Annotated in this window: 27 protein-coding genes and 1 tRNA gene; 16 read left to right on the top strand and 12 right to left on the bottom strand. The window is 56.5% G+C overall.

Annotation, left to right across the window (positions count from 1 at the left end):
• Nucleotides 1-44 precede the first annotated feature (44 nt).
• Nucleotides 45-1,490 (bottom strand): pyruvate kinase, encoded by a 1,446-nt coding sequence (gene pyk, locus ACR0DL_RS12245; RefSeq protein WP_170550773.1) that lies wholly within the window; start codon nt 1,488-1,490, stop codon nt 45-47.
• 133 nt (nt 1,491-1,623) lie between these two features.
• Between pyk and ACR0DL_RS12240 the strand changes: the two genes are divergently transcribed.
• From ACR0DL_RS12240 to ACR0DL_RS12230, 3 genes are all read left to right on the top strand, one after another.
• Nucleotides 1,624-2,361 carry an N-formylglutamate amidohydrolase gene (locus ACR0DL_RS12240; RefSeq protein WP_480689419.1) on the top strand — a complete coding sequence of 246 codons (738 nt, stop codon included), beginning with the start codon at nt 1,624-1,626 and terminating at the stop codon, nt 2,359-2,361.
• Nucleotides 2,362-2,447: 86 nt separating this feature from the next.
• Nucleotides 2,448-2,687 carry a DUF6868 family protein gene (locus ACR0DL_RS12235; protein ID WP_170550766.1) on the top strand — a complete coding sequence of 80 codons (240 nt, stop codon included), beginning with the start codon at nt 2,448-2,450 and terminating at the stop codon, nt 2,685-2,687.
• Nucleotides 2,688-2,792: 105 nt separating this feature from the next.
• A complete protein-coding gene (locus ACR0DL_RS12230; protein ID WP_170377405.1) occupies nt 2,793-3,107 on the top strand; it encodes a DUF1244 domain-containing protein in 315 nt (104 codons plus the stop codon).
• Nucleotides 3,108-3,151: 44 nt separating this feature from the next.
• On the opposite strand, the gene ACR0DL_RS12225 is transcribed toward ACR0DL_RS12230, so the two are convergent.
• From ACR0DL_RS12225 to dgcN, 3 genes are all read right to left on the bottom strand, one after another.
• Nucleotides 3,152-4,012, bottom strand: a complete 861-nt coding sequence (locus ACR0DL_RS12225; RefSeq protein ID WP_480689417.1) for a D-amino-acid transaminase — start codon at nt 4,010-4,012, stop codon at nt 3,152-3,154.
• A 76-nt stretch (nt 4,013-4,088) separates the two neighbouring features.
• Nucleotides 4,089-5,054 carry an N-acetyl-D-Glu racemase DgcA gene (dgcA, locus tag ACR0DL_RS12220; RefSeq protein WP_480689415.1) on the bottom strand — a complete coding sequence of 322 codons (966 nt, stop codon included), beginning with the start codon at nt 5,052-5,054 and terminating at the stop codon, nt 4,089-4,091.
• 62 nt (nt 5,055-5,116) lie between these two features.
• A complete protein-coding gene (gene dgcN, locus ACR0DL_RS12215) occupies nt 5,117-6,118 on the bottom strand; it encodes an N-acetyltransferase DgcN (RefSeq protein ID WP_170550753.1) in 1,002 nt (333 codons plus the stop codon).
• Between the two features lie 295 nt (nt 6,119-6,413).
• Between dgcN and ACR0DL_RS12210 the strand changes: the two genes are divergently transcribed.
• Nucleotides 6,414-7,373, top strand: a complete 960-nt coding sequence (locus ACR0DL_RS12210; RefSeq protein ID WP_480689413.1) for an L-malyl-CoA/beta-methylmalyl-CoA lyase — start codon at nt 6,414-6,416, stop codon at nt 7,371-7,373.
• 36 nt (nt 7,374-7,409) lie between these two features.
• Here the strand turns inward: ACR0DL_RS12210 and ACR0DL_RS12205 are convergent, their stop codons facing one another.
• Both ACR0DL_RS12205 and ACR0DL_RS12200 read right to left on the bottom strand, forming a co-directional pair.
• Complete coding sequence (locus tag ACR0DL_RS12205; protein WP_170350286.1) at nt 7,410-7,988, bottom strand: PA14 domain-containing protein; 579 nt, start codon at nt 7,986-7,988, stop codon at nt 7,410-7,412.
• Between the two features lie 117 nt (nt 7,989-8,105).
• Nucleotides 8,106-8,558: an Lrp/AsnC family transcriptional regulator gene (locus ACR0DL_RS12200; protein ID WP_170350285.1), complete on the bottom strand. Its 453-nt coding sequence runs from the start codon at nt 8,556-8,558 to the stop codon at nt 8,106-8,108.
• Nucleotides 8,559-8,631: 73 nt separating this feature from the next.
• Between ACR0DL_RS12200 and ACR0DL_RS12195 the strand changes: the two genes are divergently transcribed.
• Entirely contained in the window at nt 8,632-9,228 is a 597-nt protein-coding gene (locus ACR0DL_RS12195; RefSeq protein ID WP_425081523.1) for a LysE family translocator, read from the top strand.
• Between the two features lies 1 nt (nt 9,229).
• On the opposite strand, the gene ACR0DL_RS12190 is transcribed toward ACR0DL_RS12195, so the two are convergent.
• Nucleotides 9,230-10,063, bottom strand: a complete 834-nt coding sequence (locus ACR0DL_RS12190) for an AraC family transcriptional regulator (protein ID WP_480689410.1) — start codon at nt 10,061-10,063, stop codon at nt 9,230-9,232.
• A 121-nt stretch (nt 10,064-10,184) separates the two neighbouring features.
• Here ACR0DL_RS12190 and ACR0DL_RS12185 point away from each other — a divergent pair, with 121 nt between their 5' ends.
• Entirely contained in the window at nt 10,185-11,147 is a 963-nt protein-coding gene (locus tag ACR0DL_RS12185) for an acetyl-CoA carboxylase carboxyltransferase subunit alpha (protein ID WP_170350282.1), read from the top strand.
• 4 nt (nt 11,148-11,151) lie between these two features.
• Here ACR0DL_RS12185 and ACR0DL_RS12180 read toward each other — a convergent pair whose 3' ends face one another.
• From ACR0DL_RS12180 to ACR0DL_RS12170, 3 genes are all read right to left on the bottom strand, one after another.
• Nucleotides 11,152-12,279: a lytic murein transglycosylase gene (locus tag ACR0DL_RS12180; RefSeq protein WP_480637660.1), complete on the bottom strand. Its 1,128-nt coding sequence runs from the start codon at nt 12,277-12,279 to the stop codon at nt 11,152-11,154.
• A 111-nt stretch (nt 12,280-12,390) separates the two neighbouring features.
• Nucleotides 12,391-13,038, bottom strand: a complete 648-nt coding sequence (locus ACR0DL_RS12175; RefSeq protein WP_170350280.1) for a GntR family transcriptional regulator — start codon at nt 13,036-13,038, stop codon at nt 12,391-12,393.
• Between the two features lie 30 nt (nt 13,039-13,068).
• Entirely contained in the window at nt 13,069-13,764 is a 696-nt protein-coding gene (locus ACR0DL_RS12170) for a M48 family metallopeptidase (RefSeq protein ID WP_480689408.1), read from the bottom strand.
• A 100-nt stretch (nt 13,765-13,864) separates the two neighbouring features.
• Here ACR0DL_RS12170 and ACR0DL_RS12165 point away from each other — a divergent pair, with 100 nt between their 5' ends.
• Both ACR0DL_RS12165 and ACR0DL_RS12160 read left to right on the top strand, forming a co-directional pair.
• Nucleotides 13,865-14,191 (top strand): TIGR02300 family protein, encoded by a 327-nt coding sequence (locus ACR0DL_RS12165; protein ID WP_170350278.1) that lies wholly within the window; start codon nt 13,865-13,867, stop codon nt 14,189-14,191.
• A gap of 141 nt (nt 14,192-14,332) precedes the next feature.
• Nucleotides 14,333-14,408, top strand: a tRNA-Ala gene (locus ACR0DL_RS12160).
• 682 nt (nt 14,409-15,090) lie between these two features.
• On the opposite strand, the gene ACR0DL_RS12155 is transcribed toward ACR0DL_RS12160, so the two are convergent.
• Nucleotides 15,091-15,615 carry a flavodoxin domain-containing protein gene (locus tag ACR0DL_RS12155; protein WP_170359693.1) on the bottom strand — a complete coding sequence of 175 codons (525 nt, stop codon included), beginning with the start codon at nt 15,613-15,615 and terminating at the stop codon, nt 15,091-15,093.
• 134 nt (nt 15,616-15,749) lie between these two features.
• A complete protein-coding gene (locus tag ACR0DL_RS12150) occupies nt 15,750-16,130 on the bottom strand; it encodes a hypothetical protein (protein WP_170350271.1) in 381 nt (126 codons plus the stop codon).
• Between the two features lie 375 nt (nt 16,131-16,505).
• On the opposite strand from ACR0DL_RS12150, the gene ACR0DL_RS12145 reads away from it, so the two are divergent.
• The 8 genes from ACR0DL_RS12145 to ACR0DL_RS12110 all read left to right on the top strand — a co-directional run bounded on the left by ACR0DL_RS12145 (nt 16,506) and on the right by ACR0DL_RS12110 (nt 26,502).
• Nucleotides 16,506-16,952: a universal stress protein gene (locus ACR0DL_RS12145; RefSeq protein WP_480689406.1), complete on the top strand. Its 447-nt coding sequence runs from the start codon at nt 16,506-16,508 to the stop codon at nt 16,950-16,952.
• 348 nt (nt 16,953-17,300) lie between these two features.
• Nucleotides 17,301-18,086 carry a formate/nitrite transporter family protein gene (locus ACR0DL_RS12140; RefSeq protein ID WP_480689404.1) on the top strand — a complete coding sequence of 262 codons (786 nt, stop codon included), beginning with the start codon at nt 17,301-17,303 and terminating at the stop codon, nt 18,084-18,086.
• 458 nt (nt 18,087-18,544) lie between these two features.
• Complete coding sequence (locus ACR0DL_RS12135) at nt 18,545-18,922, top strand: nuclear transport factor 2 family protein (protein WP_170350268.1); 378 nt, start codon at nt 18,545-18,547, stop codon at nt 18,920-18,922.
• A gap of 347 nt (nt 18,923-19,269) precedes the next feature.
• Nucleotides 19,270-20,265 carry an HlyD family secretion protein gene (locus ACR0DL_RS12130; protein ID WP_480689402.1) on the top strand — a complete coding sequence of 332 codons (996 nt, stop codon included), beginning with the start codon at nt 19,270-19,272 and terminating at the stop codon, nt 20,263-20,265.
• Complete coding sequence (gene rbbA / locus ACR0DL_RS12125; RefSeq protein ID WP_480689400.1) at nt 20,262-22,958, top strand: ribosome-associated ATPase/putative transporter RbbA; 2,697 nt, start codon at nt 20,262-20,264, stop codon at nt 22,956-22,958. The genes ACR0DL_RS12130 and rbbA overlap by 4 nt, the downstream gene beginning before the upstream one ends.
• Nucleotides 22,959-24,077: an ABC transporter permease gene (locus ACR0DL_RS12120; protein ID WP_170533373.1), complete on the top strand. Its 1,119-nt coding sequence runs from the start codon at nt 22,959-22,961 to the stop codon at nt 24,075-24,077.
• Nucleotides 24,078-24,273: 196 nt separating this feature from the next.
• Complete coding sequence (locus ACR0DL_RS12115) at nt 24,274-24,777, top strand: Hsp20/alpha crystallin family protein (protein WP_170359678.1); 504 nt, start codon at nt 24,274-24,276, stop codon at nt 24,775-24,777.
• Between the two features lie 150 nt (nt 24,778-24,927).
• Entirely contained in the window at nt 24,928-26,502 is a 1,575-nt protein-coding gene (locus tag ACR0DL_RS12110; RefSeq protein WP_480689397.1) for a trypsin-like peptidase domain-containing protein, read from the top strand.
• Nucleotides 26,503-26,508 lie beyond the last annotated feature (6 nt).

Raw genomic sequence — 26,508 nt, 5'->3', positions numbered from 1 at the left:
TGACCTGTCTGCCATGAGGCAGCATGCACGTTGACGCAAGTTCATCAGCCCGGATCTGTGTTGTAAATCAAACGTTCGTCACAGGGCGCAATACGCAGGATATTAGTGGTTCCGGGTACGTTGAACGGCACCCCAGCGGTGACCACAATCTGATCGGTCTCGGTCGCAAACCCACTGGCGCGGGCAGTGCGGGCGGCATTGACAACAGCACCCTTAAAGCGCTCAAGCTCGGGCGTCATCACACAATGGCAGCCCCAGCTCAGGCACAGGCGCCGTGCGGTTCCGGTGGCGGGCGTCATGGCGATGATCGGCACACCGGGACGTTCCCGCGCGGTCAACAGCGCCGTTGTGCCGCTTTGGGTAAAGCAACAAATGGCCTTGATGTCTGTCTTTTCAGCAATCTCACGCGCAGCTGCCACGATCCCGTCAGCAATTGTGGTGCCCTTTGCGGTGCGCGAGGCGGCGATGATCTGGGTGTAGGTCGGATCGGCCTCGACCTCGATAGCGACCTTGTTCATGGTTTGCACGGCCTCTATCGGATACGACCCCGCCGCTGATTCAGCGCTGAGCATGATGGCATCAGTGCCTTCATAAATCGCTGTCGCGACGTCCGAAACCTCGGCTCGCGTTGGCATCGGGCTTTCGATCATACTCTCCAACATTTGAGTGGCCACGATCACCGGCTTGGCTGCCGCGCGGCACCGCCTGACCAGACGTTTCTGGATCGGAGGCACCGCAGAGATCGGCAATTCAACCCCCAGGTCACCACGCGCCACCATGATCCCGTCCGAGGCATCGAGTATTTCATCAAATGCCTCAACTGCCGCGGGTTTTTCGATCTTGGACAGGATTGAGGCCCGGCCATCAGCCAGTGCGCGGGCCTCAAAGACGTCCTTGGCGCGCTGAACAAAGCTCAACCCCAGCCAGTCAACGCCCAATTTACAGACAAACTCCAGATCATCGCGATCTTTTTCAGACAGCGCGGCCAACGGAAGAACCACATCGGGGACGTTCACACCTTTCCGGTTCGATATCGTGCCTCCGACCTCCACCGTGCAATTGGCGAATTCCTTGCCACAATCCTGAACGATCAGGCGGATTTTGCCGTCATTGACCAACAACCGCGCGCCCGGTTCAAGTGCGGCAAAAATCTCGGGATGCGGCAGACAAACGCGGCCTCTGTCCCCGGGCGCAGCGTCAAGGTCCAGACGGAAGGCTGCGCCCTCTTCCAGTTCTTCGGCGTCATTGGCGAACTCACCCACGCGCAGTTTGGGCCCTTGCAGGTCAGCCAGAATCGCAATCGGGCTTTCCAGATCCTTTTCCACCTGTCGGATGATCCGGTGACGTTCGCGAATCTCATCATGGCTGCCGTGGCTCATGTTCAGACGAAACACATCTGCCCCGGCCTCGTGCAGCGCACGGATGGTGTCATAATCATTAGACGCCGGTCCCAGCGTCGCCACGATTTTTACATTCCTCAGGCGTCGCATTGGTATTTCTCTCCTCACGTCTTCTGTCTGAATCGCACAAATGTTACCGCAAACATTGCATCAGGCTGCTTATTGCGCAATTCCCTTTCCGAAGCAACTGCCCTACACCTGCGGCAAACTAGATGACAGGCTTATGACGTATTCCCCGTTTTTTATCCACGGCGCCGATCGCCCCTCGCGCTGGCTAATCACATGTGACCACGCAACCAACACGGTGCCCCCCGAAATCAACGGCGGAGACCTCGGCCTGCCGCGCGAGGATATGGAGCGTCACATCGCCTATGACGTGGGCGCGTATGAGGTGTCAAAGCATTTGGGAGAGATCCTGAACGCGCCAGTTATTGCCGCCAATTTCTCACGTCTAGTGATTGATCCCAACCGAGGTGAGGATGACCCCACCCTGCTGATGAAGCTGTATGACGGTTCGATCATCCCCGGCAACCGCCACGCAGACACGTCTGAGCGTGAACGGCGTCTGAACATGTGCTACCGCCCCTATCACGAGGCGCTGGAACGTATGGCGGGCCTGCCGCATGCGGTGATCGTGTCGATGCATTCATTCACCCGCCAACTGCGTGGCCGCGACCCACGCCCATGGCATATCGGAGTGCTGCACACTCCGGATGAACGGTTCTCGCGCCCGTTGATTGACCGTCTTGAGGCCGAAGCAGACCTGTGTGTTGGTGTCAACGAGCCCTATACTGGCGTGCTGCCCGGTGACGCAATTGATCGGCACTGCACAACGCATGGCCGCCCTAACGCCTTGATCGAGCTGCGTAATGATCTGATCGCGGACAATGCCGGACAGCGTGAATGGGCGGAGCGCTTGGCCGCAATCCTGCAGGACGCTTTGGGCGAAAGCGGTCTTTGACGTTAGGTCAAATAAGGTCGATTCCGGGTCTCACGTTATTGTGAGGGTATCCCGAGCCCCCATATATTAAGTGAAAGGAGACGACCATGACTCAGGAATTCCTGACGACCGTCTTCGGCTGGATGACGGTCCTTAACCTCGCCCTTCTGGTGTTCACTACTCTGATGATTGTTGTTTCACAGGACTGGGCTGCCAAGATACACGGCCGGATGTTCCAGATTGAGCCTGGCGATGCGAAAAGGGCCTATTTCCGGTATCTGGCCAACTACAAGATACTGACCATCGTATTCTGCCTGATGCCGTGGCTGGCCCTGAAGCTGGCTTAAAACCGAAATCGATCGCTGGGAAGGGCCTGCTGGCCCTTCCTGTTTATTGTAACGACGCCTTCGGATTGTTAGGTCAGGCAAACGACACGCATTGGGAGCCCGACAATGGACAAGCAAACCGAAATCGAACTTCAGGCCGCGGCATTCCGCCGGTTGCAAAAGCACCTGATGGAAGACCGCACGGACGTTCAGAACATCGACATGATGAATCTGGCCGGGTTCTGCCGCAACTGCCTGTCGCGCTGGTATCAGGAAGCTGCCAATGAAAAGGGCATCGAGATGGGCAAGGACGAAGCCCGTCAGATTTTCTACGGCATGACCATGGATGAGTGGAAGGCGAACTATCAGACCGACGCAAGCCCTGAAAAACAGGCCGCCTTCAAGGTCGCGTTTGAAGAGAATGTTGGGAAAAAAGACTAATCCCCTAAAACGAAAAAGGCCCGCCAATCCGGCGGGCCTTTGCTTTAGATCGCTGCCTTGCGGCTTTCGTCCAGATAAATCTCACGCAGCCGTTTGGCGATCGGGCCCGGCGTGCCATCCCCCAGCGTTACACCGTCAATTTCAACTACCGGCATGACGAACGCACTGGCCGAGGTGGTAAAGGCTTCGTCCGCCTCTTTCGCTTCGTCGATGGTGAACAGACGTTCTTCGACTTCCATCTGCGCCTCAGCCGCCATGCGCAGCACGGCTTTACGCGTGATGCCGTGCAGAATGTCCGTCGACAGCGGGCGGGTGACGATCTTGCCGTCTTTCACGTAGTAGGCGTTGTTGCTGGTGCCTTCGGTGACGTAGCCGTCTTCGATCAGCCATGCATCGTCGCAGCCCGCTTTCTTGGCCATCATCTTACCCATCGACGGGTACAGCAGCTGAACAGTCTTGATATCGCGGCGACCCCAGCGGATATCCTCGATCGAGATGATCTTTGCACCTTTTTTCGCCGCTGGGCTGTCGGCCAGACCCGGCTTGTTCTGCGTGAACAGAACCAGACTGGGCTTGGTGTCCGCCGACGGGAACACGAAATCCCGGTCGCCATCCGATCCGCGGCTGACCTGCAGGTACACAAGACCTTCTTCGATGCCGTTCAGCTCAACCAGCTTGCGGTGAACGTCCAGCAGCTCATCCTTGTTGCAGGGCTCGGCCATCTCCAACTCGTCCAGAGACCGCTTGAGGCGCACGGCATGGCCTTCAAAATCGATCAGCTTTCCATCCAGAACGCTGGTGACCTCGTAAACGGCATCCGCGAACAGGAAACCACGGTCAAAAATGGAAACCTTGGCTTCGGTTTCAGGCAGGTATTCGCCATTCACGTAAACGGTGCGGGTCATGTCATATCCTTTTCGTCTCAGGGCTTCGCCCGTTCCTTACTGAAAATGATCCACCGGATCATTTTCCGGGCGTTCGTCACCCCCAGAGCGCCGCCAAAGGCGGATGCACTCCGGCATCATCAAAATTCAGCGGGTTGTCGCGGTCTTCGGCCAACAGAAGCGGGCCGTCAAGGTCTGTTACCATCGCACCCTGCGCCAGCAGTGTCGCGGGCGCCATAGCCAGCGAACTGCCGACCATGCATCCGACCATAACTTTGTAACCCTCGGCCAGCGCCTGTTCACGCAGGGCCAACGCCTCGGTCAAACCGCCGGTCTTGTCGAGCTTGATGTTTACTACGTCATACTTGCCCTTCATCGCGGGCAGGCTACTGCGGTCATGGCACGATTCATCGGCACACACCGGCACCGGGCGATCCATCCCGATCAGGGCGTCATCTTCCCCGGCTGGCAGAGGCTGTTCGACCAGCGCAACTCCCAGCCGCACCAGATGCGGTGCCAGATCGGCATAGACTTCGGCCGACCAGCCCTCATTGGCGTCGACGATGATCTTGGCGTCAGGGGCACCTGCGCGTACGGCTTCCAGACGAGGCATGTCGTCTGGCGTACCCAGCTTAATCTTCAACAGCGGACGATACGCGTTCTCAGCCGCCTGTGCCTGCATCTTTTCCGGCGTGTCCAGCGACAAGGTGTAGGCGGTGATCTCTGGGCCGGGCGCGGGCAGACCGGCCAGTTCCCATGCACGTTTTCCGGCGCGCTTCGCCTCAAGATCCCACAGTGCACAGTCTACCGCATTGCGGGCGGCACCCGCGGGCAACAGATCCATCAACTGCGCTCGATCAAACGTCCGGGGCAAACTGGTAATTTCAGCCTCGACCGACTCCAGCGTTTCATTATACCGAGCGTAGGGCACACATTCGCCCCGCCCCTGATGCGCGCCATCCGATACACGTACAGTCAGCACATTCGCTTCGGTCCTAGACCCGCGCGAGATCGTAAAGACCTGAGCCAACCGGAATACATCACGAGAGACGTCAATCTGCACGCGCCCACTCCTTTATTATTCAAGATTTCCCCGCCAGAGAGTCCTCTGGCGGGGTCTATTGATCACAACGCGGCCAGCGCGTCGACCAGTTTGCCCGGACCAAAGCGGAACGGATCAGTGGCGGGCAGACCCAGATCGGCCTCGACCTTCGCCAGATAGGCGATGGCGTCCTCTTCACTCATGTGCTGTGTGTTGACCGAGACACCCACGACCTGACAATCAGGGTTTGCAACCTTGGCAAGTGCCAGCGCGGTGTCGCGCAGGTTTTCAAGCGTCGGCAAAGTATAGGTCGGCAAACCGCGCATATGCTCACGGGTGGGTTCGTGGCTCAGGATCAGTGCGTCCGGCTGGCCGCCGTGGATTAGCGCCATGGTCACACCGGAGTAGGACACGTGGAACAGCGATCCCTGCCCTTCGATCAAGTCCCAGTGGTCGTCGTCATTGTCGGGTGTCAGCCATTCGACCGATCCAGCCATGAAGTCAGCGATCACGGCGTCCAGCGGCACACCGTCACCGGTGATCAGAATACCGGTCTGGCCGGTGGCACGGAAGGTGGATTTCATGCCACGCTTGCGCATTTCGGCATCCATTGCCATCGCCGTGTACATCTTGCCGACCGAGCAATCCGTGCCAACTGCCAGACACCGCTTGCCCTTGCGTTTGATGCCGTTTGCAATCGGGTACTCGACCTCGGGAACGCGCACATCGTGCAGCTTGCGGCCCGTGGCCTCGGCAACGGCAACCAGATCGGGCTCGTCGCGCAGCAGGTTGTGCAGGCCAGACGCCAGATCAAAGCCTTCCTCCAGCGCCATCACCAGGACCTTTTTCCATTCCTGGCTGATCACGCCGCCACGGTTGGCCACACCGATGACCAGAGTCTTAGCGCCCGCCTCTTTTGCTTCGGTCAGGGTCATGTCCGTCAGGCCCAGATCGGCCTTGCAGCCGTCCATCCGATATTGGCCCACAGCGTTTTCCGGGCGCCAGTCTTTGATGCCAACTGCCACTTTGGCCGCCAATTGGTCGGGCGCATCGCCCAAAAACAGCAGGTACGGTGTCTCGATCATTGCGGTTCACTCCTTTGATTCCGGCGCAGCCTATGGGACGCGCCTGACGAGTGCTTTGCGTTTTCGCCTGACATAGTTGCCATTGGTGGGAAATTTTCGCGCGAGTTCTTCATTTACTGAAATATTCTTTCAAGTTTTCACAGTGATTAAACTTTAATCACCAGTTTGATCGCTTTCCGCGGCAAATGCTGCGAACGCAATGCCGCACTTGCATAAAGACGCTTGCGCATAAGCACGCAATTTAATACCTCAATGAGCAGAAAAATTGTAATTTCATTTCTCGCACGAGGTCCAGATGAGCTTTCGCCTTCAACCCGCCGCCCCCGCCCGCCCCAACCGTTGCCAGCTGTTCGGGCCTGGATCGAACACCAAGCTGTTTCCGAAAATGGCCGCGTCAGCGGCAGACGTGATCAACCTTGATCTTGAGGACTCGGTGGCGCCGTCGGACAAGGACGCGGCCCGCGCCAATGTGATCGAGGCGCTGAACACCGTGGATTGGGGCAACAAGTACATGTCCGTGCGCATTAACGGACTGGACACACCCTATTGGTATCGCGACGTTGTGGATCTGCTGGAACAGGCTGGCGACCGTCTGGACCAGATCATGATCCCCAAGGTCGGCTGCGCCGAAGATGTCTATGCCGTGGACGCGCTGGTTACCGCCATCGAACGCGCCAAGGGCCGCACCAGGCCGGTATCCTTCGAAGTGATCATCGAATCTGCCGCAGGCATTGCCCATGTCGAGGAAATCGCGGCCTCGTCACCACGAATGCAGGCGATGAGTCTGGGTGCGGCGGATTTCGCGGCCTCGATGGGCATGCAGACCACCGGCATCGGCGGAACACAGGAAAACTATTACATGCTGCGCGAAGGCGAAAAGCACTGGTCCGATCCTTGGCATTGGGCACAAGCGGCCATCGTCGCCGCTTGCCGAACCCATGGCGTGCTGCCGGTGGACGGGCCATTTGGTGACTTCTCGGATGATGAGGGATACATCGCACAGGCCAAACGCTCAGCCACGCTGGGTATGGTCGGCAAATGGGCGATCCATCCCAAGCAGATCGCACTGGCTAATCAGGTCTTTACCCCCTCGGACGAGGCTGTTTCGGAAGCGCGCGAAATCCTGGCGGCAATGGAACAGGCCAAGGCCAATGGCGAAGGCGCGACCGTCTACAAAGGGCGTCTGGTCGATATCGCCTCGATCAAACAGGCCGAAGTGATTGTGGCGCAGGCGGAACTGATCGCCGCTGGCTAATGGCCAAAAAAAGGCGCCCTGCGGGGCGCCTTCTTGTTACCGCCCGAAGATGTCGTTGGGCACCCAGGTGAGCTTTTCGCCTTGTTTGCCCGACTTCATCATCAGGCAAGAGGATCCCAATTTTTGGAAATAGATGATCTTCAACGGATACCAGCCCGCCTGGGGCACTTCTACTTCGGTACGTTGATTGGCTTCACAGCCTTGAATACCGGTTACGCGGCCAATCTGTTGACCACCAACCGAAGCCTCAATCCCGTCATTTGACCACGTTTCCAACTCGTAAATCCCCGGCGAGTCGAACCGCATATACCCAGTAACTTCGGCAGCAACGTTGTAAGCGCCGTCGAATGTCATGACGTCCTCACCCTTGCTGGTGTCCCTGTAATCCAACCCCCGCAACGGTGTTCCGGGTTGCGCTTGTGACAGCAGGCTTTTCGCCTGGCTCAGATCTCGGATCTTCTTGTGTTGATTGCCTGTACCATAGTATTTCACATTCAACCCGGCCTGCGGGCTGGGTTGTGGGCTTGCAGGTTGCAGCTTAAGCGGCGCTGACGCTACCGCTCCGGCAATCAATGCCATAGCTGCGGCAAGCGCACCGGCTTTGATAAGTTTCATGATCGTCTCCCTGTGACGGCATAAGAGGGGTTTGCCCCCATTTTGGTTTTCCCATTGCTGTGACACTAGGATGTGAGGATTTTCCCCGCAAGACAGTTAAAATTCACAATTTCCCTGTCAGGCGCGCAAATCCTTGGGTGAATCCATTACCACGTAGGAGGTGATCGACGTCACATGCGGCAGGGTTCCCAGCACCTCTGTGTGAAAGGTTTTGTACTCGGCAAGATCAGCGCATTCCACGCGCAGCAAGTATTCGATGGTGCCGGTGATATTGTGGCATTCAATCACTTCGGGCGCATGCTGCACGGCCCGTTCAAAACCTTCCTGCGCGGCTTTGGTATGCTCTCCCAATCCAACGCCGATGTAACCCACGAACCCTACGCCCAGTTCTTTCGGGCTTAATACCGCGCGGTAGCCGGTGATCACGCCAGCGCGCTCAAGCTCTTGCACGCGACGCAAGCAGGCCGAGGGCGACAGGCCAACGCGGTCCGCCAGTTCCAGGTTGCTGATACGGCCGTCACCTGTCAGCGCGCGCAATATTTGTTGATTTATGTGATCAATCTTCGCCATTAATTGTGTAATTACCCCAAACACGCACAAAAACGCAATTTCATTTGCTGTTTTGTCAGTGATTATCCCCGCCATGACCTATGATATCCTTCTGGCCCTGATCGCCTTTGCTTTTGTCTCGTCCATCACGCCTGGGCCGAACAACCTGATGCTGATGGCCTCGGGGGCTAATTTCGGGTTTCGCCGAACCATCCCGCATATGTTGGGGATCGGGTTGGGGTTTACTGTCATGGTCCTGCTGGTCGGTGCCGGTTTGGTGCAGGTATTTGACCGATACCCGGTCAGCTACACGGTGCTGAAACTCGCCTCGGTCGTCTATCTACTGTATCTGGCGTGGAAGATCGCGCATGCGGCCCCGGCCAATGGCAAGATGGCCGAGGGTGATCCAATGACCTTTCTGCAAGCTGCCGCCTTTCAATGGGTCAATCCAAAGGCCTGGGCCATGGCCCTGACGGCTACTACGGCCTACACGCCAGATCACACGATGCAAGCCATCATCATCGTGGCGCTGATATTCGGAGCGGTGAACCTGCCGTCAGTCAGCACCTGGACGGTGCTGGGGCAGCAGATGGCGCGGATTCTGACGAACCCGCGCCGGTTGGTGGTGTTCAACTGGACCATGGCGGTGCTGCTGGTCGCCTCGCTTTACCCGGTCCTGTGGCCAAACTGACCTATTTCAGCGGTAGGCAAATTTCGGTCAGCAGCTCTTCGGGTGCGGTGTTGCGCGGATCGTTCAGGTAGATCTCGTAGCACGGCTGGTCCGCGGGTTCCTCGCCTGACTCAGGCAGCCAGTTTCCGAACAGCGTGTGATACGCCGCGTGCAAACCGGAGTATGGGCCCTTGTAGGTCAGAATAGCTGTTTTGCCGCCTGGAATCTGCACGTCTTCCATACCCTCTGGTGTGTCACCACCTTTGAATTCGGCGCCTGCATAGCTGCGCAGTTGGTCTTGTGACACATCATCGGGGCTGTCCAGATAGACTCCGATGACTGGACCAAGTTGAGACCACAGGTTGCGGGATTCACACAAGGCACCAAATGCCTCAAACTTATTGCCGATCTCTGCGTAATCCCCTTTATGAGCCAAGGCGATTACGCGGCGGGCGGGTTCTGTACGGGTTGTAACGGGATGCATTGGATATTCTCCGATTCTCAATTTGCGATTAAGCACCAGCCAACGCCCGGATTTTCTAAAGGCCGCCGGGCTGGCGCTGTAGGCCTGCGAAAAGGCCCGCACAAAGGAATTCAGATTAGGATAACCCACCGCCGACGCGATCTCTGCCACGGACCGGTCTGATTGCACCAACCAACACGCGGCACGGTGCAACCGGATCCGGCGGACAGCTTGCGCACAGGTTTCGCCGGTAATCGCGCGAAACACACGATGCCAGTGAAACCGGGACATCGCAGCCACATCAGACAAGGCATCCAACGACAGATCCCCGGCGGGGTGATCGTGGATGTAAGTCAAGACGCGCAGAATGCGATCTTCGTAGCTGTTTGCCATCGGCAACCTTCCTTCTCTTTGCTTATCCGTGGTCGCATATTCCGCATCCACAAATCTTGCTGAGTTGCATCCCGCGCAACCTCAGGTCATATAGCAAAGAACTTCCGCGTTGAGAGGCGTCATGACCCAGTATCTGGATTTCGAAAAACCGCTGGCCGAGATTGAAGGCAAGGCCGAGGAATTGCGTGCGCTGGCTCGTGCCAACGAAGAGATGGACGTGGCCGAAGAAGCCGCTGCGCTGGACGCCAAGGCCGCAAAGCTTCTGGAAGAGCTTTATGGCGATCTGACCCCCTGGCGAAAATGCCAGGTGGCGCGCCATCCGGACCGCCCGCATTGCAAGGACTATGTCGAGGCGCTGTTTACCGAGTTCACCCCGCTGGCGGGCGATCGCAACTTTGCCGACGATCTGGCAGTTATCGGTGGTCTGGCCCGATTCAACGATCAGCCGGTGATGGTGATTGGTCATGAAAAGGGTTCGGACACCAAATCGCGGATCGAACGGAATTTCGGCATGGCCCGTCCCGAAGGCTACCGCAAGGCCGTGCGTTTGATGGAAATGGCCGGTCGCTTTGGCCTGCCCGTGATCACTCTGATCGACACGGCGGGTGCCTACCCAGGCAAAGGCGCCGAGGAACGCGGTCAGTCCGAGGCCATTGCCCGGTCGACCGAGATGTGCCTGAAGATCGGCGTGCCGCTGGTGTCGGTGATCATCGGCGAAGGCGGGTCCGGCGGGGCTGTGGCCTTTGCGACGGCGAACCGCGTCGCGATGCTGGAACATTCGGTCTATTCGGTGATCTCGCCGGAAGGCTGCGCCTCGATCCTGTGGAAAGACGCCGAAAAGATGCGGGAGGCCGCCGAGGCGCTGCGCCTGACCGCGCAGGACCTGCACAAATTGGGCGTCTGCGATCTTATCATTCAGGAACCCAAAGGCGGTGCCCATCGCGACCGTCCTGCCACCGTCGAATCCGTTCGGGACGCTATCACCCTGATGCTGAAAGAACTGGACGGCAAAGACGCGGCGGCCCTGATTCAAGACCGCCGTCAGAAATTCCTTGATATCGGATCGAAAGGGCTGGCGGCGTAAACCGTCAGCCGCCCAGGCTGCGCAGCAACGCAACCGAGGGTTCCCCGGTGACCGGCATGCCACTGGCGCGTTGATAGGCGCTGATGGCGGATTTGGTGTTGTTGCCGATCACCCCGTCCGCGCCCTGAGTATCATAGCCGGCCGATGTCAGTCGGCGCTGGAGCTCTTTGCGATCTTCCAGCGTCAAACCCGTTGCGTCTGGCCCGAATGAGGCCTGAAACGGCGCACCGCCTGCAATCCGGTCAGACAAATGTCCGACGCCAATCGCGTAGCTGTCCGAGTTGTTATAGCGCTTGATGACCTGAAAATTGCGGAACACCGCAATGCGGGGGCCGGGTGTCTGCGGCTGCAAAACTGTAACCGGCGTGCCGGATACAGTGCCAGCCTCACCGCCCCAGGGCTGCCCGCGTACCCAGCCCGCGCGCGCCAGATAGGCCGCGGTCGAGGCCAGCGAATCCGTGGGATCCTCGGACCAGATATCCCGCCGTCCGTCGCCGGTGAAATCCACCGCATAGGCCAGATAGGATGTCGGAATGAATTGCGTGTGTCCCATTGCTCCGGCCCAGCTGCCGGTCATGTTGGCGGGGCTTGTGTCGCCCTCTTGAATGATCCGCAAAGCTGCGATCAGTTGCTTTTCAAAGAACGCACCGCGCCGCCCGTCATAAGCCAAAGTCGACACTGCTGACACCACCGGCACATCCCCGCGCCGCGCGCCGTAGCGGCTTTCCAAGCCCCAGACGGCCACGATCACTTCTTTGTCGACGCCATATTTCGCCTCGATCTGCGACAGGGTGCCTGCATGGCGCACCAGCATCTGCTTGCCGGTTGCGATCCGCTCATCTGAGGCCGCAATGGCCAGGTAATCCTCGAGTGAACGTTTGAATTCGACCTGATTGCGGTCCCGCTCGATCACATCGGGCAGGTACCCCGCCCCCTGAAAAGCCAGGTTTAGGGTTGTCTGCGATATCCCCTGCGACGCCGCGCGGCCCTTGAAACCGGTAACCCACGCATCCCACCCGGCGTTGGGCACAGGCCGCATCCGGGATGCCGGGGTGCTGGTGGGGGTGCCTGTGGAACAGGCCGACAACAGGGCTGACCCGAGCCCCAAAGAAAATATCCGTCGATTGATCATAACTGAAAACTGCTCTTGTTGTGATTTGGTCCAGACTAGCCCAGACCCAATCCCCAAACCAGAACGACGATGCCAATCAGATGCAAATTCTGGGCTTCGGCAACAAGCCGCTCAGCTGACCAGCAACCTCAGGCCCTGGGTCACATCCGAGCGGACGGCCAAGCGCAATCCAGGCTCGTCACCGGCCTGCAAAGCGGCGATGATCAGTTTGTGGTTATGCGGCGGGTCGGTCCGCCGCAGTCGGCCGTACAGCGCACGCATGGTGGGACCAAGTTGCAGCCAGACTGTTTCTGCAATCGCGAGCATTGCCGGAGCCTGCGCCCGCAGGTACAGAGTGCGGTGAAATTCTAGGTTTGAGCGAATATAGCCAACGGCATCGCGTTTGGTGACCATTTCGGCCACGTTCATGTTGATGCTTTGCAGCCGGTCAATCAGCGCCATATGTGCACGCGGCAGGGCGCGGCTGGCAAGTTCGACCTCAAGCAGCGCACGAAGCGCAGCCAACTCTTCGATCCGGTCATTAGTCAGCTCAGGCGTCGAAACCCGGCCCGATGTGGATAGAAACAGCGCTCCCTCGGCTGCCAAGCGGCGCACGGCCTCGCGCGCGGGGGTCATCGAGACGCCAAATTCCTTACCGATCCCGCGTAGGGTCAGCGCCTGCCCCGGTGCCATTTCACCGTGCATAATGCGTGCGCGAAGAACACGATAGACCCGATCATGGGTGGCAGTATGGGATTCAGTGGGGCGTGCGGACAACATACCCCCATGTGATCACAAATGAACCCGGGGTCAACTCGCCTTGGTATCAAATCTGTATTGATGCAGTTGCGCCCCGTTGTCGCGCAGCCAACGCCGCTGATCGCGATAGTCGCCGAAAATCTGCTCGACCTGCGCCCAAAAATCGGCCGAATGGTTCATCTCTGCCAGATGCGCCACCTCATGCGCAGCGACATAATGCAGGATCTCAGGCGGCGCTAGGATCAACCGCCAGGAAAACATCAGACCGCCAGCGGAACTGCACGACCCCCAACGCGACCGTGTATCGCGCATGGTCAGGCTGGAATAGGACCGTCCCAGCATCGCCGCGTAATCATCGCAGGCGCCGGTCAGGCGATCACGCGCCAATTCCTTGAGAAATCGCGCCAGACGCCGTGCCTCGGCACCCTCGGGTACTGCAACCTCATCGCCCCGTAACAGAACGCGCCGCCCGCTGGCAGGCACGATTCGCCGCTCTGTGCCTTCGATCGGGATGGTTTGCCCGAACTGAACCACCGCAGGGTCAGGACGGTCCAGCAGGTGCTGACGTATCCACTCTTCTTTGGTGCGCGCAAAACTCAAGGCTTCGGCTTCTGGCACGCCTTGTGGATAGGTCAGCGTAACCCGACCATCCAATTGGGAAATCCGCAAACTGATCCGCCGCGCTCGCGCCGATTTACGCAACGTCAGTGGCACCGGTGGCGTCCCGGGCAGTGCGTGATCTCCCATATACCTGTTTCTCCTGCGCAAAGGCTTTGACAGTGCCCGCTGCATGTGGCACGTGACCTGAATCGTTGATACGACTCACCTGATATCAAGGGGATTTCACATGCCCAAGGAAGAATGGGGCGTAAAGCGCGTTTGCCCGACAACCGGTAAGCGGTTTTATGACCTGAACAAGGACCCGATCGTCAGCCCCTATACCGGCGAGATCGTGGAGCTTGAGACCGGCAAAAGCCGGATGATCGCCGCAGATGCGGAAGATGCCGCCTCGGCCAAAGCGCGTGAGAACGCGTCGGATGAAGATATCGTTCTGGATGATGACGACAATGTCGACGTCGAACTGGACGACGATCTTCTGGACGATGATGACGACGACAACGATAACGTCTCGTTGGACGATATCACCGACATGTCGTCGGAAGACGAAAACTAAAACCGGTCAGAGGCGGCCCCGCGTCGCCTCATGCCCACCCCGGACGCGGGTCGGAAACTTTTTGGCAAATTCCATTTTTGGTCTTGCGCTCGCCGTTGCCGTCTCATAAACGTCCGTCCACTGCTTCGGCAGTACCTTGATGGGGCCTTAGCTCAGTTGGGAGAGCGCTTGCATGGCATGCAAGAGGTCAGGGGTTCGACTCCCCTAGGCTCCACCAAATCTCAAAAAATGGTACGAGCACCAGAGTTTTTCCTTTTTGGCAGCAGGATTTTCCTTTGGGACCGAAGCGGCCTTAAATATTCCGTACAGCAAATGGCCGGAGTGAGCCCGGAGCTGCCCTTAGTCTCATCTGCGCCTTTCGCACGTGCGGTAGGTCAAAAACCACGCATTCCGGACGTTCCCTGGCGATTCACAGACGGCAGGGCTGCGGACAAAACGGCCTTTCGCAGCCGCGGCTATTGCTCAAGCAGAAGGTCTTCGCTCCTGCGGCACGCCTATCCTTGCGATGCAACACAGCTCTCCGAAACAGTCATTCACGAAGGCCAATTTTGCCGAACTTCAAACTGCCTTTTTCGCTGCGACCAAAACCGATCATTGAGGAGCGGACGAGGTGAGCATGCACTGCGGTTTCTCGAAGGGCTGGTTCGAGAATAACCACAAGACACGATAGTCGAAGAAGTTAGATCCAATGACACGCATCACTCATTTAATATTTCAGGCCCCAATCATAGCCATCTTGTTCAGTGTCATATCGTGCATCTTATAGCCTGGCTGGTGGCGGCATGCGAATGGAATTCAGTGAATTCGAACGCCTGTTAAAACTGGCGTAGGTGCAATGTGGCGGCGACATTTACAGGTAAGACAACTGAAGAAAGGCAGCAGTTAAGCCACGGGATGGATCAATTGTCCAAGAATGTTACCACGGTTTCCCTTAAAGCGTCCCAATCGGTGAACTCCCGAGCACCGTCCCTTGGATCGATCTTTTGATCCTTTAAGACAACATGCTGAACGATCTCTTCTTCAAAATACCCATAGTTGTCAGGCTGCACAGCGCCCGCAACCAAAGCCGTTAGGTCAGGTTCAAAATGCGTACGCATCAGCATTTCGGTAAGATAGTCCCAGGCGTCTTCCTGGCCTCTTGCAAAAGCCGCCTTTAGGCTGACCGAAAGCACTAGCGACTTCCGGGACGCAAGCGCGTCTCTATGCGTTTCAACAAACGCTTCGAATAGCTTGGGGTGCCGACGTTCATGGACAGGAGCCGCAAGAATGACCCTGTCCACACCTGCCAGGGACACGTGTCGTATCTGGTCTCCGGTGTTGATCAGTATTGTATCGTAGCCGGCTTTTCTTGTGACATCGTTGATAAAACGAGCAATCTTGGCAGTCTGACCTTCAACGGTGCCGTAAGCAATCAGCACTGTCATTTCGATCCTCCTGTGAATCTGTCCGAAAAGCGCGCCAACTATGCCGAAACCGTTCGCTTCAGCCCTTGATCTCAATCAAAAGTGACTGTCTTGCCAAGTTTTTTTGGACGCGGGTGCGGCGTCGTTTGGTCGGCTCATGCGGTTCTGGAAAGCGCGACAGCTATCGCCAGCCAAAATCCAGTGCGTATGGTCATTGCACCGACGGTTCGCCATTCAAACGGCGTTCCAAACAGTGCCACTAATATCAGAACAGCGAACACAAGTAATGTTGATAAGCCTATCACCCAGGCAATTCGAGTTGCCCAGGTTGTTGATTTAAAGAGCGCGATTGCACCAAGCAAATAGACAAATCCAGCCAGAAAATTGAACCAAAGCACGAGTGGAACTGCATCTCCAACTGCTGCTTTAGCGGCGGCACCCCCAAACAGGGCCGTTCCGCCGGAGAATATTGTCAGGAGACCGAAGAATGCCGCGGCTATTGCAGCTGGGCGAATCCAAGGCGGAGAGGGCTGCATAGTCGTTATCCTCAGGAATTAGATTGAATTTCGTGTCGTAGGAAAGCTGCCAACTTCGCCAAAGGGACTGAAAAGCACGTCCATAATAGCAATTTTTCTCGCCATTACTCTTGATCTTTATCATTGGGCCCAAATTGACACCCTTTGAACAAAGCAGTGCCTGCGGGAGGCTTTTTGCAGTAAAAATACGCTGTCGCCCCTTTGGCGGGACTAGCTTGCAACTCCAACGGTCATTAAATTTGTTCGGTTACCGTGAACCTTCTGGAAACGAACGGACGACAACGCTCGAATTTGCAGCGAAAAGTGTTGATTTGAGTCAATGCTAGTTGCTGCAAGTTCACCCATACTGACCCCTCACAAAGGAGGGAGTGCGACATGTTCAAAATAATTGTGGTTGGCTTGGATGGATCAGAGGCGTCAGAAGCAGCTCTACGCGTTGCCTGTGATATCTCAAGCAAATATGGCTCCCAAATTCACCTTGTCCATACACCTCAGCCGCAAACCGTGGCTTTCGCAATGGGCGCTGTTGCTGGCTATCACGCCGTCACGACAATGCCATCAGACGAAGAGGTTCAGCAGGCAGCAGACATGATCATTTACGCGGGCAAAGAGATTGCCAAAGAATACAATCAGACGGTTTCGCAAACGCATACCCAACGCGGTGATCCGGTCGACGAGATCATAGCATGCGCCGAGCAATGCAATGCTGACCTGATTGTGACGGGCCGCCGCGGATTGGGAAGCATTGGTAGCCTGATTCAAGGGAGCACGTCTCAAGGCATCAGTCGGAATGCCACTTGTGCGGTTTTGACCGTTGCCTAAATTTCAAACTTGGTCCCAATCGGCACAAAAACGATGACGATCAATAAGCTTTGCATTGAAATCTCGTGGCAGAATTAAGTTTCGATGGCTACCCCGTGACGCTGAACTCCCTACTGTGAAAATGGAGTCAGATATCCACTGCTTCATGACGGTGGCACGAAAACGGAGGCTGAAACAGAGGTCATGGGGGCCTGTGGCGATGACCGGCGACCAAACTGTGTTAGGCGAAACGACCCGAACTGTGGTGGAACAGATGAACTTCCCGTTTTTTTACGCATTGTTTCAAGGTCAGAAGACAGGCTGTAAACTACCTGCCAACGTAGATCCGTTCTAACTCTGGAGCCCGACATGAACACCCCGTCCCTGTTCGACGCTCATAAACCCTCTGAAATTGCGACATTAGTTGAGACTGCTGGGGTCACAAAGGCAAAGTTGCCAATGGCACCCATGTTCGTTCTTGCTATGCTGGCCGGGGCATTCATAGGGTTTGGCGCAGCGGCCTATACGATGGCGGTTACTGGCGCAGACAGCGCTGCGGGGCCGATCCGCGTTCTGGGTGGCGCGGTGTTTTCCCTAGGCCTTATCCTTGTGATCGCAGGTGGTGCAGAATTATTCACCGGCAATGTTTTGATGGTGATCGCAGCGGTCGACCGCAAGATACCACTGCGACTGCTATTTCGAAGCTGGGGCATCGTCTACGCCGGAAACTTCGTGGGCGCCCTCGGGCTTGCATTGGCCTTCTCTCTAACCGGCCTGCTCGAGGGGCCGATGGGCAATACCGCCGTGGTGATAGCCGATGCCAAAGCGGGGTTGGAACCGATGGAGGCCTTCGCCCGTGGCGCACTGTGCAACGGGTTGGTATGCCTTGCTGTTTGGCTGTCCTTTGCCGCCCGCAGCGTCGCCGGCAAGGTTCTGGCCGTTTTGTGGCCCGTCACTGCTTTTGTGTTACTGCGGCTCGAGCATTCGATTGCGAACATGTTTTTCTTTCCGCAGGGCTGGGCGGCGGGGGCAACTGTGCCGGTTTTCTCAGTAGCGACCAATCTATTGTGGGTTACTCTGGGCAACATTGTCGGCGGGGCGGGAGGAGTCGCCTTGGCCTACTGGTTTGCTTACCTTGGCGCTACTAAAGGGTAAGACCCACTTCTTCGATCACTGCGCCCGCCAGAACAAAACGATCGGTTTAAGTTGGTTTTGAAGGCGTTGTCTAATTGTGCAGCCCAAAACAAGCTTTTCCTGCACTCAATAGTCTAGATGCCAGGAGCATGGTTGTCTTCGTGGTCGATATCGGTTGTCGCATGATGGTGCAACACAAGGGGAAGCGGCACAGGCTTGCCTAAGTCCGCTGATCGGGATGCGAGCCAGTTGATCAGTCAGATATGAGAGTTGGATGCGGAGGTGACTCACCGACCACGAGGCAAGGAGATGGCGCATTGGCTGATGACGGTGCCGGGAATTGGGCCGTTCTTTACCACTACACTAATTGCCCACTCGTTCCCGAACTGGATTCTTCGCCAACATCTTAATTCATTGATCCTCGTCAAGATTGGAAAAGGCAAGATGTGATACAGTTGATGCCTAAAATGAGGGCTATCATGGAAGAATTAGTCGATATTGGAAGAACATTTGTTCAGGCGATGCGTGATCGCAGGGGCCTTACAAATGTTGATGAAATGTATGCCGAGAACGCTCAATCCATAGAAGCGGTTGTGCCTCCGGTTCGACAGTTTCGCATCACCAAAGGCCGTGATGCTATCAAAGGGAAAAGAGAGGATTGGCTGGCAGCTCATGAAATCATCGAATTTGACGTCGATGGCCCCTATGTTCATCCCCCAAACCGCTTCAGTGTGCGATATAAGGCTGAAGTAAAGCAGAAGGAAACTGGGCAACGTATCACTTTGAGTGAGATTGCAGTTTATTCAGTAGCAGACGGAAAGATTGTACTGGAAGAGTTCTTCATGTTGCCGAAGTAGCAGCGGCAACCCGCAATACTGACGCAGTGTTGATTTCATCCGCACGCTGGAAGTGTGACTTGTAAGTGCTTTGACACGATGGATGGACAATTGGGCATTTGTTTCGACCGCGTGATGCTTGCCCATGCGCAACAATTCCGTCAGTTCGGCGCAACCGAAATCTAAAGTCACGCCGTGAAATCCGCATTGAGCCATTGATGCGGGTTAACAATCAGACTGCTGCGCCGGTTTTCTACCCGAGTTTGGCCTGAACAACCCTCTAAAGTGCTCTGTTTGATCCAAAACAAAGCGTTTTGCGGGGTTTGAGATAACGTCACCTAGTAGCTTTAACCGCGGTACGCCAGATCATGAAAAAGAATGTGCGCGCAATACTGATCGTCGTAATGCTCCTTCTCGCAGGTGCGGCGTTGTACATATTCGTTTCAGAAGACAGCAGTGAATTGCCAGTTGGATTTGTACAGGGCAATGGACGGATAGAGGCCGAACAAGTGGAAATTGCCCCCACCTTCGCAGGGCGGGTTGCACAGGTTTTGGCGGCAGAAGGCAACTTGGTTGTTGTGGGTGAACTGTTGGTCGAGATGGACACCGATGAACTGTCTGCAGCGCTTGATCGCGCCAAAGCCGAAGTAGCATTGGCGCGTCAAGCCAAGGCCGAAGCCGAGGCTGTTGTTGTCCAACGAGAAAGCCAACAGCGTCGCGCGGCGCAGGAACTGGAACGGGCAAAGGCACTGTTGGCCGGTCAAAACATTTCGATGACAGTCTTTGAAGATCGCGAAACCGCATTTCAGGTTGCCGACGCCGTTCTGGGTGCCGCCAAGGCCCGGGTTGCAACCTCGGACAGCCAGATCGCGGCTGCCGAAGCCGAAGTGCGCCGGATCGCCGCCCAGATCGAGGATGCTTCGCTTGTTGCCCCTATGCCAGGGCGCATTCTTTACAGACTGGCTGAGCCCGGTGAAGTTGTTGGCGCGGGTGAGCCGATCCTTACGCTTCTCAGCTTAGAGAACGTCTATATGGACGTGTACCTGCCCGCACGCGAAGCGGGGTTGCTGCCCATCGGGGCTGAGGCGCGCATCGTACTTGATGCCTTGCCGGATTTTGCCGTTCCTGCAACCGTCACTTTTGTATCCCCCGAAGCCCAGTTCACTCCGAAGCAGGTAGAGACATTGAGCGAGCGTGAACAGTTGGTCTTTCGCGTTCGGGTTCGCATTCCTGAGGATCTGATCACAGAACGGATCGAACATGTGAAAACCGGCCTTCGCGGTATCGCTGTGATCAGGCTTTCTTCTGACAGTGTATGGCCGGAATATCTGGAAAGGCGGATTCCACCCGAATTGTTCGAATGAATTCCCAGGCGGGCCCATCTGATTTCTGCGTCAGTGGTGTCACGCATAAGTACCGCCAGCGCATTGCACTCGATAACCTGTCGCTTGATCTGCCGGTTGGTCAGCTTATTGGGCTGATCGGGCCTGACGGGGTTGGCAAATCAACGCTTTTGGGATTGATCACCGGCGCGAAGAAGCTTCAATCCGGCACAATCAATGTTCTCGGAGGCCCAATCGACGACCGTGCCCATCGTCACAAAATCTGCCCTGCGATCGCATTTATGCCGCAGGGGTTGGGCCGGAACCTCTATGCAGAATTGTCGGTGCGCGAGAACCTTGAGTTCTTTTCGCGTTTGTTCGGACAGGGGCAGCAGGAGCGTGACATCCGGATCGCAGCATTGCTGTCGGCAACCGGGCTTGCGCCATTCTCTGATCGGCTGATGGGAAAACTCTCGGGCGGCATGAAACAGAAGCTTGGGCTGTGTTGTGCACTGATCCATGACCCTAAGCTTTTGGTTCTGGATGAGCCGACCACCGGCATCGACCCACTGTCGCGGCGTCAGTTCTGGGCGCTGATCGACGCGGTCCGAGAGGCTACACCCGACCTCTCCATACTGGTTTCGACAGCTTATATGGAAGAAGCCGAACAATTCGACTTTATCGTCGCGATGGATGCCGGGTGCGTTCTTTTCCATGGTTCTCCGGCAGAATTGAAGGGGGAAGCCAGCGATCTTGAAACGTCCTACCGGCGGTTGCAGGCGCACGGAGATCCCCTGATCGCACCAAGGAAAGCGCCCACACATCACCGTGAGGCAGACCCAGTGATCACGGCACGCGGATTGACGCGGCGCTTTGGCGATTTCACGGCAGTCAATAACGTCGAATTCTCGATCAACCGTGGTGAGATTTTCGGCTTCCTCGGGTCAAACGGCTGCGGCAAGTCGACCACCATGAAAATGCTGACAGGTCTTCTGCCCGCAAGTGACGGTGAGGCGCTGTTGTTCGGAAGACCGGTTGATGCACGCGACCTGAGGATGCGTCGCGAGATTGGCTATATGAGTCAGGCATTCTCACTTTATGGCGAGTTGACCGTTCGGCAGAATCTCCAGCTACATGCCCGCATCTTTGCGATCACGGACCGCGATAGGCGTATCGATGAACTGGCGGAACGCTTTGGCCTGATTGCACATATGGACATGCTGGCCACGGCGCTGCCGCTTGGCATCAAGCAACGTCTTTCCCTGGCCGTCGCTGTGATCCACCGACCTCGCGTGCTGATCCTGGATGAGCCAACCTCGGGAGTGGACCCTGAGGCGCGCGACTCGTTTTGGTCGCTGCTGATTGAGCTTTCGAGAGATGAAGAAGTAACGATTTTCGTCTCAACCCATTTCATGGCCGAAGCAGAGCGCTGTGATCGGGTGTCGTTCATGCACGCGGGCCGTGTTCTGGCTGAGGGAACACCGGATGAGTTGATCGCCGGGGCACAGGTAGACAGTCTGGAAGAAGCATTTGTCACGGTATTGAAGGCAGCTGACCCTCTGGCACCGGTGAAAGCTCCTGAGGCATCGGTTCATGCCCTTGATGACAGCGCTGGCGGGGGTATCAGGCGCACACTGGCATATACGAGGCGTGAAACCATCGAGATTTTGCGCGACCGGGTGCGTTTGGCGTTTGCGTTCCTGGGCTCGGTAATCCTGATGCTGGTCTTTTGCTATGGGATTACGCTGGACATCGAAGAACTGGATTTCGCAGTATTGGATTTGTCACAGGGGCCAGAAAGCCGCGCCTACATTGCCGAGATTTCCGGATCGCGCTACTTCAACCCAACGCAGCCACTGACGAGTATCAATGAGGGCCATGAACGGCTGGCCCGAGGAGATGCCTCGCTGGTTGTCGAACTCCCACCTGACTTTGGGCGCAAGATCCGCTCTGTTGAAGCAACGGACGTGCTTGCAATTGTGGACGGCGCAATTCCGTTCAAAGGCGAGACTGTAGAAGGCTATGTGGCGGGGCTCCACAATACCTTTTTGGCGGCAATGACCCGCCAAAACGGTGTGCATCCGGTCGAGATCGCCCGTATCGAGCCACGCTTCAGGTACAATCAGAGTTTCGAGAGTATTGCCGCAATGGCCCCGGCCATGCCTGCGATCCTTTTGATAATGTTACCGGCAGTTCTGATGGCGGTCAGCGTCGCACGTGAAAAAGAGTTGGGAACAATCACCAATTTCTATGCAACGCCAACGACGCGGCTTGAGTTTCTTGTTGGCAAGCAAATCCCTTATATCGCAATCGCGTTCGCCAATTTCCTTCTCTTGGCTGGAATGACGGTATTGGTTTTTGATGTACCGCTCAAAGGCAACCCGGTTCCTCTGGCAATCGGCGCGTTGCTGTATGTCTGGGCTACAACATCCTATGGGCTACTCATTGCGACCATGACCTCAAGCCAGGTGGCCGCTACCTTCGCCACCGCGATCGCCTCGGTCGTACCTACGATTCAGTTCTCGGGCCTGCTGCAGCCGGTTTCAACGCTTGAAGGCGGCGCGCAGACAATCGGGTCGCTCTGGCCGTCATCCTATTTCCTGCATCTGAATGTCGGTGCATTCACCAAAGGGCTGGGCTGGGATGCGCTTGCCCCTGATCTTCTGGCCCTGGCCTGTTTCGGACCGGTGCTGACGTTGATCGCTGCCCTTTTATTTCGAGCGCAGGAGAAATAAATGCAACGGTTGTCCTGCATCTTCTGGCTTGGCTTGAAAGAAATGATGAGCCTTCGGCGTGATTGGGTGATGATGGCGCTGCTGGTCTGGTCATTCACGCTGGCACCCGTGATGGAGGCGACAGGGGTTTCGAACTCGGTCAACAACGCCTCCATTGCATTTGCCGATGAGGATGGCTCGCCCCTTTCACGGTCTCTTGCCACGGCGTTCTTCCCTCCGGAGTTTCAACCCGTTGTCCAGATCGCACCGGGTACCGGAGCCGAAAAGATGGATGCCGGGCATTTCCTGTTTGTGGTCGCGGTGCCACCAGGGTTCGAGAAAGATGTTCGCGCCGGGCGCACGCCGGAAATTCAGGTTCTGATTGATGCGACGGCGATGGAACAGGCCGGGATTGGTGCAAACTATATCATCAATATCCTCAACGCCGAGATCCGTCGCTTTGCCATCGGTGCGGACCTAGCTGAGTCATTGCCCGTCGATATCATCATGCGCAGTGCGTTCAATCCCAACCGTGATACTGTTCGTTTTGCCGGCATCGTGGCGCTCATCGGCCAGATCATGTGGCTGACCACGATCCTCACCGGTGCGGCGATGATCCGCGAGCGTGAACATGGCACAATTGAACACCTGCTTGCGATGCCGCTTACCCCGTTTGACATTGCGATGGCCAAGATTTGGGCAAACGCAGCGGTGGTTCTTGTCGCGGCCGCCTTATCGCTGACCTTTGTTATGCAAGGTTTCCTAGGGATCAGTATCGCGGGGTCGAAGGTGTTGTTTTTAGTTGGCACCGCCCTCTTTCTCTTCACAGCAACCGCACTTGGGGTCTTTCTTGCAACGATTGCGCGCTCAATGGCACAGTTCGCGCTTTTGGTAATGCTGACTGTCCTTCCGATGCTGATGCTGTCAGGAGGAGAGACACCGATCGAGGGGCAGCCCGACTGGCTTCAGGTCGGAACATCGATCCTTCCGTCCCGCCATTACATGTCCGCCAGCCAATCCATCATCTTCAAGGGGGCGAGGTTTGAGACGGTCTGGCCAGAGTTCTTATGGATGGCGTTACTCGGCGCAATCCTTCTGGCGTCCAGCCTGATGCTTTTCAGACGCTCGGTGGCGCAATAGAGTCAGATCAGTTTACCCCTTGGCCTGGACGTATGATTGGAAATGCGCCTTGTTTCATTCGGAATACTGATACGGCCGGGTTGTCCTTTTGGCGCGATACCGAGGACGCTTGCTTGCGCAAGATCAAGGTAATTAGACGCGTTTTTTGCAATAATACCGCCTCCCCCCAATCGCACCAAAGGAGGAGGATCAGAAAATGCTTGAAGATAAAAATACCCCGCAACTGTTTGCTGGAACACATCCGCTCTCTGATAATTTTCGACGCGAAATGGAATCCATGATGTCGCGCTTTTTCGGGGGCGCAGCGCCATTCCTGCCGCTGGAAACAGCCGCGCAACGCACGGGCTTCCCGTCGTTGGACATGACGGGTGCGATTTCGCCGGCGATTGACATCCACGAAACGGATACAGCGATCGTTCTCACGGCTGAATTGCCGGGTCTCGAAGAAGACGACGTCGAAGTCGAAATCAAAGACCGTAGATTGACGCTGCGGGGCCAGAAGAATGTTACGCATGATGACACAGGCGATCTGCGCGTTAGCGAGAGAAGCTATGGCAGTTTCACTCGGACAATGACGCTGCCTGATGCAGTCGATATCGAGGAGATTTCCGCTGCGTTCGACAAAGGCGTCCTGCACGTCACGATGCCGAAAACCGAACCTCAGGATCCCAGCCGGAAGATTAAGGTCTCATCGAAATAGGAGCAATAGAGGCGCACGCGCAACCTTCATGGTCCGGGCAGCATGCGCGGACCTTTGGTGTTCTTAAAACGAGCACATTATTGCCCACCATAGCGGTTTCACTGCTGCGCATGATAATGTGCCAATAGGGCTAGAGAACTGAGATGGACAATGCGGACGCCGGACAAAAGCGATGTGGAAAGTGAAACGGGCGATGTCCGTGCATTTCTGGAGAGCTTGACGGGGCCGTCCCGCGGAACCGTTACCTGGCTTGTCGGCAACGCTTTGGCTGCTTCGGTGGGTCCTGATCGTATCCTGAAGTTCAGGCGGAAAGAGGATTTGCCCCCGCATGACGAAGACGTGGCGACCATTCAGTGGTCGCAAGGCGGTTACGCGCTAAACGCTTTGCCTGGCCGGGATATCTGGGTCAATGGTCAAAAAACTGCTTCGGCAGTTCTTGGGCATGGCGACATGATTGAGTTCGGTGAAGAGGGGCCCATGTCACGCTACAGGGTGTGTGACCACTCATTCCCTGCACATCACACGGTCGAAGACATAATAAGTGACGCATATGTGTATGCGCGCTCCAGCCGACGACCCTTTGCCAGAAAAATGTCCGGTGCGCTGCGCGAAGGCGGGCGTCGGCTGACATCACAAACCACGGTTTTGTTCAGGGTTACCGTTATCGGTGTGCTTCTTCTGATCTTTGCCTTTGGCTATTTGCTTTTTCAGAACGACCGGAAGCTGGCGGACAGCCTTAAACAGGAGTCTCTCAAGATCGAGGCGGTTGCTGTCATGCTTACGCAGACGCGAGAAGATGCACTGACGGCGGATGATCTGGTCGCGCTCAGAGAAGCGTTTGACAACCAGGTGATTTCCACCGAGCAGCGCCTTGGCACTTTGGAAGAACGCGCTGGTGCGTCAAGGCGAGTTATCACAGCCTCGACGCGATCTATTGCCTTCATCCAGGGTGCTTACGGATTGCGACAGACCGAAAGCGGCAAATTGCTGCGGCATGTGCTTGGCCCGAACGGGGAGAAACTAAAAACTCCATTCGGAAAACCATGGATTGAGCCAGATGCGGAAGGCGCGCCGGCAGAATTTCAGTTCACCGGAACCGGGTTTCTATTGCAGGACACCTCTCTTTTGGTGACCAACCGTCATGTCGCCTTGCCCTGGACGACCGGGGATCGCGCGCAGGCCCTGAAGGCAGCAGGGCTTGAAGCCGAGATACTTAGCCTGCTGGCTTATCTTCCAGAACAATCCAAGCCAATGGAAGCGGTGTTGCTTAGGGCAAGCAAAACGGCCGATTTGGCGCTTCTGTCCGTTGATGCGAACCGTGTTCAAGGGCTTGGACTTTCACTGGCACCTCACCCGACGCGAGCAGGTGAAGAAGTTTTCTTGCTTGGATTTCCGACTGGCCTTAAGGCCTTGATTGTGCAGGCTGGGCCGGATTTTCTGAAAACGCTTGAGAGAGACGGAGCCGTCGATTTCTGGACTATTGCAAAACACCTTTCAGAGCAGAACAAGATCAGGCCTCTGGCCAGCCGGGGGATCGTCGCCCAGACCAGTCCCGGTGCAGTCGTTTATGATGCTGAAACCACAACCGGCGGAAGCGGCGGACCTGCCCTTAACCGAAACGGCGAGGTGGTTGCTATCAATGCCGCGATCTTACCCGAATTTGGCGGCTCGAATATTGGCGTTCCGGTGTCACACCTCAAGATACTTCTCGATGAAAGCGATTGATCCGCA

The sequence above is a fragment of the Ruegeria sp. BB5 genome (assembly GCF_056539405.1).
Note: the sequence above shows the minus strand (reverse complement) of the source record. Positions and strands in the feature narration are given on the sequence as shown.